Source organism: Nocardia sp. NPDC056564 (assembly GCF_042793755.1).
In the GTDB taxonomy this organism is placed as follows: domain Bacteria; phylum Actinomycetota; class Actinomycetes; order Mycobacteriales; family Mycobacteriaceae; genus Nocardia.
In genome coordinates this window covers 74963-85125 of sequence record NZ_JBHTUR010000028.1, presented here as the reverse complement: position 1 = coordinate 85125, position 10163 = coordinate 74963, and the positions used below count along the sequence as shown (strand labels likewise).

Sequence of the window (10163 nt, the reverse complement as noted above, 5' to 3'; positions counted from 1 at the left end):
AATGACTGACTTGCACGAGGTTTCCACCGAAGCCGCCGCCATCAGCGAGATCGCGCGCGACACCCAGCGCTACGGTGTCGCCATCGCCCCCGACGGGGAGAAGCTGCGGTTGCACGCCAACGTCCTGGGCGGAGACGAGCACATCGACGTTGCCGCCTACGAGCGCTATTACCCGGTGCCGTGGCGGATGCGGGGACAGATCACCGTCGATGACGTGCCCAGCCTGGTGGCACTGCTGGAGGCCGAAGAAGATCTGGGCCGGGTGGTCATCATCGCCGACCAGCAGAACTCCCGGATCACCGCGATCTTGAACTTCGAGGGCTGGCGCGACCACCGAATCCTGTTGGACCTCACGGCTTCCGAACAATACATCCGGTGGGCCAACTACGACGGGAAGATGGTCAACCAGGTCGATTTCGCGGAGCTGATCGAAGAACGGGTGGCCGACATCGTCGCCCCGTCGGCGGCGGACATGCTGGAGCTGACCCGCACCTTCAACGCCACCACCAACGTGGAATTCGACAGCGACGTCCTGCGCCAATCGGGGGCGGTCCGCTTCCGCTATGTGGAGCGGATCGAGGCCCGCGCGGGACAGGCCCGTGATCTGGCCGTGCCGGAGAAGTTCACTATCCGCGTGCCGGTGTGGCGCGGCGGAGAAGCGGTGGAGATGCAGGCCAGCCTGCGCTACCGGGTCAGCCGGGGCGGGCTGGTGCTGGGCTACAAGCTCGATCAGCGTGAGGACATCTATCGGGCCGCGTTCGACGGGGTGCGTGCGGCTCTGGTCAAGGCGCTGCCCGCCGACGCCGACAAGTACGCGGTGGTGAGCGGGCGCGCCCCGTACGCCATCGATCCCATGAAGTAGGCCGGTCGTGATCGGGCTGTACCACTACACCTGCCAGCACGGCCACGACGCGATCGGCGAGGCCGGAACCCTGCTGGCACCCGAACAGGTGCAGCCCGGTCACGCCACCCGGCTGCCCCCGCACATGCGTGAGTTGTCCTGGTTCATCTGGCTCACCGACCTGGACGTGGCCCACCCTCACGCGCTGGGGCTGACCCGCCGTTACCTGTCCTGTGACCGCACCCGCCACCGCTACCGCGTGGCCGACACCTGCGACGCGCGCCGATGGATCGATCTGCGTGCCAGCTGCCATCCGGAAATGGTCGCTGAGCTGGAATCCGCGCCCGGCGCGATGCCCGTGCACTGGTGGGCCGCAACACATCCCGTGCGTGTGCACTACGCGCCGCCCGAAAGGCAACCATGACTCATCCGATCTGCCGGGGCTGTTTCAGCACATGCTTTCCCGGCCGGGTTCCGGTCCGCGTGCTCTACGCCGAGACCGAAAACTGTTGCGTCTGCGGCCAACCGACCGCCGACGGCATCTACATCCGCGCCGACCCGGAATCGGTGAGCTACCCCCGTACGGAGGCGAAGGAGTGAACCCCTACTACGCCGACGATTCGGTCACGCTGTACCACGGCGATGCTCGAGCCGTCTCACGTGAGTTGGCCAGCGGCTCAGCGGATTGCATCGTCACCAGCCCGCCCTACTTCGCCCTTCGCGATTACGGGATCGATGGTCAGTTCGGGCTGGAGGAATCCCCGGCCGCCTACGTCGAAACCCTCCGCGCGCTGTTCTCCGGGTTGCGCCGTGTGCTCTCCGACGACGGAACTCTATGGCTCAACCTGGGCGACACCTACAACAACGCGGCGGCGGGGCAGACCCTCGAATCGGCGAAGGGGCGACGTTCTACGTTGCCCGATCGGCACCTGGCGGCGAAAAGCCTGCTGGGAATCCCCTGGCGGGTGGCCTTCGCGCTGCAAGCTGACGGGTGGATCCTGCGGATGGACAACGTGTGGGCGAAACGGAATTTCATGCCGGAGCCGGTCAAGGATCGGCCGACGCGCGCTCATGAATACGTTTTCTTGTTCTCCAAGACCGAACGCTACTGGTACGACAGCGAAGCGATTCGCGAGGATTCCGACCCTGGGCAAGTGGCGCACAATCAGCGTTACGCCAAGGTGTATCCCGCGCAAGCCGACCGCGCCGCGACGACCGGGCAGCCGGGCAATAGCAATTCGGCGGGCATCCACTCCCGCCCAGGCAGGCCCGGCCGTAACGCGCGCTCGGTGTGGTGGATCTCCGCGCAACCTTTCGCACAGGCGCACTTCGCGGTGATGCCGCTCGAACTTGCCGAACGGTGCGTGATGGCCGGGTGCAAGCGCGGCGGCGTCGTTCTCGATCCCTTCTCCGGTTCGGGCACGACTGGGCTGGCCGCAGCCAAGCACGGCCGTAGATATGTCGGCGTCGACCTGAACGCCGACTATCTCGACCTGTCGCTGAAGACGCGACTCCATCAGTCCGCGATCGATTTCGGGGGTGCCTAGATGGCGCTGTGGTGTGCGCTCTACATCAACGACCGGATGATCGGGCACGCCAGCGCCCAGCGGGTCAGCGGCGGGTCCGAGCCCGACGACGTCAACACCTACCGCGCCATGGTCAGCACGCGCATCGGTGCGCCGTGGCACGGGGAGGTGACCCACCGTTACGGCGACGGCGGCTGGGAGTTGATGCGCAAGGTGATCGAGGCGGCGGAGAGTGCGCGGTGAAACAGATCCGATACCAGCTCATCAGGGACGGCGACGCCTACGCCTCGATCACCGCGCACCGCACGATGTCCGGGCTGGAATTGTCCGATGACCTTCTCACCTACGACGTGACGATCGAGGGCTTGTTGGGCGTCAGATGGCGCGGCGTGGTGGGTCATCGCAGCGTCGATGGTGAGTTCGAGCTGATCCGCAAGGTCATCGAGGCGTTCCGGGAAGGGGGGCGCGGTAGTGGGCCTGCCGTGGATTCGGCTTGATACCCAGTTCGCGAGCAATCCGAAAATTCTGGAATTGGTGCAAGACAAGAAATTTCGTGCCGCGTTCGCCTGGGTGTGCTCGCTGGGATACGCGGGCGCGCACGGAACGGATGGATTTCTGCCCGCGTCGTGCCTGCCCTACGTGCACGCGACCAAGCGTGACGCGGCGGATCTGGTGGGGGTCGGGCTGTGGATCGAATGCGTCGGCGGCTGGGAGATCAACAGCTGGACCGAATACCAGCAGTCGTCGGCGGAAACGGCCAAGCGCAAGAAGGACGCCAAGCGGGCGGCGGCCAAGCGATGGGGAAAGGAGATCGAGGAATGATCGGCCTCAGGTGTGGGGGCACACCGGAAAGCGCGTTCGACCGGCCGCAGATTCTCACCGCCGCGATCGGGTATTCGAATGCGCCGCGCTCATGCGCCTGGCATGAGCCGCTGGCATATGCGATGGGCATGATGCGGGAAGGGCGGATCCGCATGATGCACGTACGTACGGAGAACGACGGACTTACTCAGAACCCCCCCTTACGTGGAGAGCGGATCTCGCGTTTCGTATCGCGTGCGAGCGGCGCGGCGAAATCGCGGCGGATTCGCGGCGGATTCGGTGCGGCGGTGCCGCGATGAGCGCGGCGTCCGACGGCATGGGCGGGCACCATTCGGCGCGTCCGGGTTCGAATGTGTGGCTCACGCCGCCGGGAATCCTCACCGCCCTGGGTGAGTTCGACCTCGATCCGTGCGCGGCTCCGTCCCCGCGCCCCTGGGATACCGCAGCGACCCACATTGCGCCGCCCCAGGACGGCTTGTGCGTCCCGTGGGAGGGCCGGGTGTGGTGTAACCCTCCCTACGGGGATATCGGGCGCTGGCTGGGCGCGCTGGCCGATCACGGCCACGGCACGGCGTTGGTGTTCGCCCGGACCGAAACGGCCTGGTTCGTCGATGCGGTCTGGAAACGGGCGTCGGCGATCTTGTTCTTGCACGGCCGCCTGCGGTTTCACTTGCCCGACGGCACCCGTGCCGTGGGCAATGCCGGTGCGCCGTCGTGCCTGGTCGCCTACGGGGACGCCGATGCGGTGCACCTGGGGCGGGCGGAGCTGGCGGGGTCCTGGGTGCCGCTGTGGAGGCTGCCGCCGTGACGCTGGACCGCACCGGCGAACCGGTGGACGACGCCGAACACGCCCATCGATGCCATCGCGGATGGCTGGGTTTCGACGCCGAATACCGCCCGATCCCGTGCCTGAAATGTCGCCCGCATCTGATCAAAACCGTTCATTCCAACACCTGTATCGACCCGGTTCCGGGCGCGTTCTCGACCCAGAACGTGCCCGAGGAACCCTGAAACCTTTCGGAAAGCGAGCGAAAAATGCCGTGGTTCTTCCTGTTTTTCGTCATCTTCGGAATCATCGCCGCGCTGGCGTCGCTGGCCGCGCGCGCCAAGGACGAAGACGTGCGCATCGCCGCGCGGGGTGCGACGGTCCTGTGCGCGGCCGTGGCGCTGCTGGCGCTGGCGCTGTCGTCGTTCACGATCGTGAGCACCCGCAACGTCGGCGTGCTGACCAGCTTCGGGCGTCCGGTGGGCACGCTGTCCAACGGCATCCATCCCAAGGTCCCCTGGCAGAAGAAACACGAGCTGAACGGGACCATCCAAACCAATTGGAAGAGAGGCGGTTTCGACGCCAGCGGCACATGCGACGGGGGCACCACGGTCCGGTTGGCGAACAACAGCACTGCGTGCGTGGACAATTCGGTGCGATGGCGGATCAACCCCGCCGCCGCCGACGCGCTCTATCGCGACTACCAGAACGACGAGAACATCCGCGCCAGCCTGGTGACCAGGGCGCTCGAGGCCAGTCTCAACGACACCTTCGCCTCCTACAACCCGTTGGCCCCGGAGGCGGCGGGCGGGCCGAACCTGGCCGACATGGCGGCCACGGCGACAGGCACGTTGCGGGCGCGCACCGCCGGGCAGATCGAAGTGCTGGAGATCATCATCAGCATCCTGTATTTCGATGCCCCGACTCAGGCCGCGATCAACCGGTTCCAGACCCAGGCCCAGGAAACCCGCATCGCCGTGGCACGCCAGGAGACCGCGTCGGCGGAGGCGGAGGTCAATCGCAGGCTGGCCGATTCGATCCGGGCCGATCCGAACGTCCTGGTCGCGCGCTGCCTGGACATGGCCAACGCGGGCAAGCAAATCGGGCTCTCCTGCTGGCCGCTGGGCGGGCTGCCCGTCGCGATCGCGGGCCGGTGACCGCGATGACACTGTCGGACAACGACATTCGTGAGAAGGCCACCGCGATCGTCATCGACTACCTGGGCGGGCTGGAGTACACCAGCATCTACGATCACCCGGCGTGCCCGGACCTGATCGACGATGTGTCGCTGGACGCGATCCACGCCCACGCCCAGCACCTGCTGGCGGAGCTGGCGCGGGCACTGCGCGACCCGGTCGGCCACGACTACCTGTCGACGGCCTGCTGGCACGCCACCCAGGCGGGGACGCCACCGGAGCGAGCGCGGTTCTTGCACCGCCGGTGCCGCCACGAATGCAAGTGGTGCGCCAGCCTGTGCCGGTGCGCCTGCCACAGTGCGGCGGTGGCGGCGTGAGCGGGCATCGTCATTCCACCCTGGGCCCCGACGCCGTCCCGGTCCTGGACCGGGGGGCGCTGATCATCACCGACATCGTGGTCATGAACTCCACCGGCCCGCTCTACGAACGGGTGCGCGACGCGCTGGTCGCCTACCTGTACGTGGTGGCCAGCACCCGCGACGGCCGCCATCCCAGCGACGCCGACGTCGCGGTGGTGGTCGCACGGGCGCGGGAGGCACGCCGATGAGCGCCAACGCCGCCCGCCCCAGCGATGACCAGATCCGGGAGGTGATCACCGCGACCCACTACTGCTACTTCATGGGGGAGATGCCCGCCGGGCTCAGCGACTGGGCCCAGCGTTTCGTCGACGGCGACGGCGGGACACTGAAAGCGTTGGGGCAGTTGCTGATCGAACGCGCACGCTTCGAAATGGCGTTGGAGGCGCTGTTCCAGATCTGCGTCGAACTGGGCATCTCGACCGAGCCCGATGTCAGCGGCGCGCAGATGTTCGCCCGCGCCGCGAGCCTGGACGGCATGCTCTGCCGCATCCTCGATGAGGTCCGCGACTACCGGCGTGAGGCCGAAGAACGGGAGTGGATTCGATGACCATCAGCGCAGGCGATATCTACCGCCGCACCGACGAATACGGCCAAACCTTCGAGGTGACGGCGGTCCGGCCGGTGCCCAGCTTCGGCACCTGGCAGGTCGGCACGCGGCAGATCCCGTGCCCGGTGCTGGGGCCGGTGTGGATCGGGGAAGTGCGTGATCCGTTTCTGGGCACCGCGATGACGCTGTGCACCCCGCAAGGGCTCACGGAGGCCGGGTTCGCTCTGGCCGTGCGGGTGGAGGCCCGATGAGCCGCTATGTGTGCGATCACTGCGGCCGGGACGCCGGGGACGACGCCGGGGGGTATTCGAGTCTGCATGACGTCACCGGCAGTTACCGGTTCTGCCACCCCCCGGTGAGCGGGCGGCCCGACTGCTACCGGCTGGTCACCGAAGACGGGGAGGTGATCGGGGGGCGTCGGCCCTGCCGGGTGTGCTCCCTGCCCGACGGCCAGCACAAGTTGTCCTGCCCCGTCGGCGGCGGGCCCGGCATGCGCGTGCCCGCGACCATCGACGCGGCCGGGGTCATCACTGTCAGCGGGGCGGGATCGCGAACGAAGGGACCGAATCAATGAGCGATCAACCCAGGGCGCTGCGGGTGCGGTGCGAATCACGGCAAACCTGGATTCGGGTGTGCGCGGAGGTGTTGTTCTTCTGCACCGACCTGGACCCGGATTCCGCTGTCGGACAGGCATTCATGGACACGATCGGATTGCGGCTGGCCGAACCGACGGCACAGGACTTTATCGATCATCCTCGCCTCCATTTCGAATTCGACGAGGACACACCGGAGCGTTATCGAACGGAAACCGCAGGCGGGAGCGCCGACCCGCATGGGGCGCAAATGTCGCCGAATCCGTGACGAACCGACGTTCGTTCGCGATACGTTGCCGACAGTAAGGCCATCCCTCAGGGCCGGACAGATCAGGAGGTTTCCATGCCATATGGAAGTAACAGTATCCGCCTGGAACAGATGCCACCGAAGTACATCGTGAAGCGCCTCGAACAACGCCGGGACGAATTGGCGGTCGAGGAGGAGGCGATCCGGGCCGACATCGCGGCCATCAAAGCGACGATGGAACAGCAGGTCGAACAATGCCAGGCCGAATTGCGGGTCCGGCGGCGGCATGCTTGCCGCGACGCCGTCACTGATCTGTGCGCACGGATCAAGGCATTGCAGGATCAGGCCGACCGCCTGATCGGGGACGCCCACAGCGCGTTACGGGGTATCGCCGACGATCAGCGATACGTCACCTCCGAACTGGAGATCTACCGGCGGCGGGTGGGGCTGTCGGACTCTACCCAAATGGGTATCTGGACGGCATAATCGACGGCCATGACGACCGCCCTGTGGGACCGGTGGCACACCGGCCGTGACATCGCGACCCGTCCGACGACCCAGCGGCTGTTCGTCAGCGACGTACTGGCCTGCCTGGATCCGGTCGCGGGTAAGCACGTCCTGGAGCTGGCCTGTGGTCAAGGCGGTGACGCCGTGCACTTCGCCCGCCACGGCGCGCGCGTCACCGCCTCGGACCTGTCCGCCGTGGCGGTGGCAAAGGCCCGCGTGCGTGCGGCGTCGGCGGGGGTGGACGTGGCGTTCCACGTCCGTGACATGCGCGACGGGCCACCAGTCGACCAGCCTGTCGACGCGGTGATTTCCTATCTGGGGTTGCACTACTTCCCTCCGGCGGAGACCGCCGCGCTCTTCGCCGCGATCGACGCCATTCTCCTGCCGGGCGGACTACTCGCGTTCGCCGTGAAATCGACGTCGGACCCGTTGTTCGGCGACGGCGAAAAGGTGGACGATCACGTGTTCGTCCGGAAAGGTAAACTCCGGCACTTCTTTTCCGTCGGCCACGTGGAAACCCTGCTGCCCGGCTGGGCATTGAACGTCACCGAACACACCGACAACTATCAGACCCTCGCCCGCCCTGCCGTGCACTTGCATGTGCTGGCCACCAAGCCCTGACCGCGCCTACCCGCATGGGTATTCGGACAACCTAACCGCCACGCCCGCAAAGGTTTTGCGCCCACACCGCCACCTGGTTACAGTCCCCTGTGTTCCCGGTGCGAAAGCCAGGGGTTACTTCTTACATCGGATGAGATCGGTACCTCAGGCGCTTATTTCTCGGGGGCGGACAATTTCAGAGTTGTGTGCCGAACCTGGCCGGTGCGATCGACAGGGGCTACTTCTGAGGGAAGAACGGGTTCGAATCCCGCCGGTGCGCGTTGCGCATCGGAACCAATTGGCGCGGTTACGGTCTTCTGTCGCGGTGTTCCTCGGACAGGTTCGGCATATGGATACGGATACCTGGTGCGCTTGGTGAGGGTTACTTCGCTGATAACGAAGAGGTCATAGGTTCGAGTCCTATCGGCGGCTCCGGCCGCCGTAGCTCAGTTGGCAGAGCACTAACGACCTTCGCCGTCTATTTCTCAGGTTCCCCCCACTCTGATATTGCGCGCCCCCTGGTGGTGAAAGGTGTTGTGGCGTGGGGAAATTCAATAAGACTGCGGTGCGCGCAGTGGGCAAGGGCCCGATCCGCACCGCGACGGCACCGTCGGGGCGGACCGGGGAGGGCGGGCCCGGCTACGCCCGCGACGACGTCCGCTCTGAGCTGTATTTGCTGGCGGTGACGTTCATCCCCGGCGAGGACACCCCGTATGAGACCGGGCGTCAGCGCAACGCCCGCCTGGTCGAACTCATCCACCAGGCCGCCGTCGCCGATTTCGACTGGCTCATGGGATTGGCGCGGTGGCTCAGGACAGGAGAAGTCGATGCTGCGTAGTGCGCCGCTGATGATCGCGGCCGAAGCGACCAAGGCCCGCGTGGACGTCGGATTGCCCGGTTCCCGCGCGATCGTCTCCGCCGTACTGGCGCGCCCGGACGAACCCGGCGAGGCAATCGCCTACTGGCACAGCAACTTCGGCCGCCGTCTGCCGAAGCCGTTCAAACGCGGCGTCGCCGACGCCGCCGCGAAGATGTACAACGAACGCGCATATCTGAAGTGGGACAGCGATATTCGCGCGGTCCGCTTCGCCGACGTGATCCGGCTGACCCACGCCAACCCGCGCACCGAATGGCGTTCGGCGCTGTTCCGCTACGCCATCGGTGAGCGCATGGGCATGGAAGGGCTCGAGGTCCCGGAACAGCTGGCGATGATCAATGCCCGCAAGCAATTGCGTGCCCGCACCCCGCAGGAGATCCATGCCTACGCCGCCGCCGGGCAGCTGGCCGACATGCTGGCCACGGCGGGCATGACCTGGGAGGCGGTGCCCGCCCTGGTCAACGGTCCCTGGACGGCCGCGCTCTGGGAAGCGGTCATCCCGTCCATGGGCTACATGGCGTTGTTGCGGAACCTGAGGAATTTCGACGCGGCCGGAATCTCCGATGAGGTCGCCGACGCGGTGGCGGCGCGCCTGGCCGACCCCGAACAGGTCGCCCGCAGTCGTCAGTTCCCGCTGCGGTTCCTGTCGGCCTACCGCGCGGCGCGGTCGCTGCGCTGGGGCCACCCGCTGTCCCAGGCGCTGGAAGCGTCGGTGTCCAACATCCCGCAGCTGTCGGGGCGCACCCTGATCCTGGTCGACACCTCCGGGTCCATGCACGCCAGCTACAGCAAGGACGGCACCGTGTGCCGCTGGGACGTGGCCACGCTGTTCGCGCTGGCGCTGGCCCGGCGCTGTGAGAGCGCGGAGGTGTGGGCGTTCTCCGACCGCGCGATCCGCTTCGACCTGCTGCGCGGGGAGTCGGTGTTGCGTTCCTTCGAGCGGTGGGGAGCCAGCGGCTACAACATCGGCGGCGGCACCTACACCGCCGCCGCGACGAAGCGGGCCTATCGCGGTCACGATCGGGTGGTCACCCTGACCGATGAACAGTCCTGGGGTGGGGATCCGGGCGCGGTCGTGCCGGACACGATCCCGATGTACACGTGGAACCTGGCGGGTTACCGGTTCGCGGGCGGGCGCGGCGGCCCGCACCGGCATACCTTCGGCGGGCTGAGCGATCGCGGGTTCGAGACGATCCCGCTCATCGAAAGCGGCGGCGTCGCGGGCTGGCCGTGGGAGAAGACTGCGGCCTGAGCGTGCACGCTCGGACGCAAGAGGGCCCCT

Annotated in this window: 20 protein-coding genes; all 20 read left to right on the top strand. The window is 66.8% G+C overall.

All coding sequences use genetic code 11. The annotated features are described in order from the left end of the window. The first annotated feature begins 1 nt into the window (after position 1). The 20 genes from ACFQ9K_RS41670 to ACFQ9K_RS41575 all read left to right on the top strand — a co-directional run bounded on the left by ACFQ9K_RS41670 (position 2) and on the right by ACFQ9K_RS41575 (position 10133). A complete protein-coding gene (locus ACFQ9K_RS41670; protein WP_378714093.1) occupies positions 2-862 on the top strand; it encodes a DUF2303 family protein in 861 nt (286 codons plus the stop codon). A 7-nt stretch (positions 863-869) separates the two neighbouring features. Continuing rightward, positions 870-1265, top strand: coding sequence for a hypothetical protein (locus ACFQ9K_RS41665; protein ID WP_378714092.1), 396 nt, complete (start codon positions 870-872; stop codon positions 1263-1265). A gap of 172 nt (positions 1266-1437) precedes the next feature. Beyond that, positions 1438-2388, top strand: a complete 951-nt coding sequence (locus ACFQ9K_RS41660) for a DNA-methyltransferase (RefSeq protein WP_378714091.1) — start codon at positions 1438-1440, stop codon at positions 2386-2388. Beyond that, entirely contained in the window at positions 2389-2610 is a 222-nt protein-coding gene (locus ACFQ9K_RS41655; protein WP_378714090.1) for a hypothetical protein, read from the top strand. It abuts the gene before it with no gap. Beyond that, positions 2607-2864, top strand: a complete 258-nt coding sequence (locus tag ACFQ9K_RS41650) for a hypothetical protein (protein ID WP_378714089.1) — start codon at positions 2607-2609, stop codon at positions 2862-2864. The genes ACFQ9K_RS41655 and ACFQ9K_RS41650 overlap by 4 nt, the downstream gene beginning before the upstream one ends. 37 nt (positions 2865-2901) lie before the next feature. Beyond that, positions 2902-3189, top strand: a complete 288-nt coding sequence (locus tag ACFQ9K_RS41645) for a hypothetical protein (protein WP_378714088.1) — start codon at positions 2902-2904, stop codon at positions 3187-3189. Continuing rightward, positions 3186-3488: a hypothetical protein gene (locus ACFQ9K_RS41640; RefSeq protein WP_378714087.1), complete on the top strand. Its 303-nt coding sequence runs from the start codon at positions 3186-3188 to the stop codon at positions 3486-3488. The genes ACFQ9K_RS41645 and ACFQ9K_RS41640 overlap by 4 nt, the downstream gene beginning before the upstream one ends. Beyond that, positions 3485-3997, top strand: a complete 513-nt coding sequence (locus tag ACFQ9K_RS41635; protein ID WP_378714085.1) for a DNA N-6-adenine-methyltransferase — start codon at positions 3485-3487, stop codon at positions 3995-3997. Before ACFQ9K_RS41640 ends, ACFQ9K_RS41635 begins: the two co-directional genes overlap by 4 nt. After that, positions 3994-4200, top strand: coding sequence for a hypothetical protein (locus ACFQ9K_RS41630; protein ID WP_378984410.1), 207 nt, complete (start codon positions 3994-3996; stop codon positions 4198-4200). Before ACFQ9K_RS41635 ends, ACFQ9K_RS41630 begins: the two co-directional genes overlap by 4 nt. A gap of 24 nt (positions 4201-4224) precedes the next feature. Beyond that, a complete protein-coding gene (locus tag ACFQ9K_RS41625; protein WP_378714082.1) occupies positions 4225-5112 on the top strand; it encodes an SPFH domain-containing protein in 888 nt (295 codons plus the stop codon). 5 nt (positions 5113-5117) lie between these two features. Further along, entirely contained in the window at positions 5118-5468 is a 351-nt protein-coding gene (locus tag ACFQ9K_RS41620; RefSeq protein ID WP_378984407.1) for a hypothetical protein, read from the top strand. Then, positions 5465-5698, top strand: coding sequence for a hypothetical protein (locus ACFQ9K_RS41615; protein ID WP_378714078.1), 234 nt, complete (start codon positions 5465-5467; stop codon positions 5696-5698). Before ACFQ9K_RS41620 ends, ACFQ9K_RS41615 begins: the two co-directional genes overlap by 4 nt. Then, positions 5695-6057, top strand: a complete 363-nt coding sequence (locus ACFQ9K_RS41610; RefSeq protein ID WP_378714077.1) for a hypothetical protein — start codon at positions 5695-5697, stop codon at positions 6055-6057. Before ACFQ9K_RS41615 ends, ACFQ9K_RS41610 begins: the two co-directional genes overlap by 4 nt. Next, positions 6054-6308 (top strand): hypothetical protein, encoded by a 255-nt coding sequence (locus ACFQ9K_RS41605; protein WP_378714076.1) that lies wholly within the window; start codon positions 6054-6056, stop codon positions 6306-6308. The genes ACFQ9K_RS41610 and ACFQ9K_RS41605 overlap by 4 nt, the downstream gene beginning before the upstream one ends. Further along, positions 6305-6631, top strand: coding sequence for a hypothetical protein (locus tag ACFQ9K_RS41600; protein WP_378714075.1), 327 nt, complete (start codon positions 6305-6307; stop codon positions 6629-6631). The genes ACFQ9K_RS41605 and ACFQ9K_RS41600 overlap by 4 nt, the downstream gene beginning before the upstream one ends. A 122-nt stretch (positions 6632-6753) precedes the next feature. Then, complete coding sequence (locus ACFQ9K_RS41595) at positions 6754-6918, top strand: hypothetical protein (RefSeq protein WP_378714073.1); 165 nt, start codon at positions 6754-6756, stop codon at positions 6916-6918. A 75-nt stretch (positions 6919-6993) separates the two neighbouring features. Next, positions 6994-7383 (top strand): hypothetical protein, encoded by a 390-nt coding sequence (locus ACFQ9K_RS41590; RefSeq protein ID WP_378714072.1) that lies wholly within the window; start codon positions 6994-6996, stop codon positions 7381-7383. Positions 7384-7392: 9 nt separating this feature from the next. Then, positions 7393-8025, top strand: a complete 633-nt coding sequence (locus ACFQ9K_RS41585) for a methyltransferase domain-containing protein (RefSeq protein ID WP_378714070.1) — start codon at positions 7393-7395, stop codon at positions 8023-8025. A gap of 520 nt (positions 8026-8545) precedes the next feature. Next, positions 8546-8842: a hypothetical protein gene (locus ACFQ9K_RS41580; protein ID WP_378714068.1), complete on the top strand. Its 297-nt coding sequence runs from the start codon at positions 8546-8548 to the stop codon at positions 8840-8842. Then, entirely contained in the window at positions 8832-10133 is a 1302-nt protein-coding gene (locus ACFQ9K_RS41575; protein ID WP_378714067.1) for a TROVE domain-containing protein, read from the top strand. The genes ACFQ9K_RS41580 and ACFQ9K_RS41575 overlap by 11 nt, the downstream gene beginning before the upstream one ends. Positions 10134-10163 lie beyond the last annotated feature (30 nt).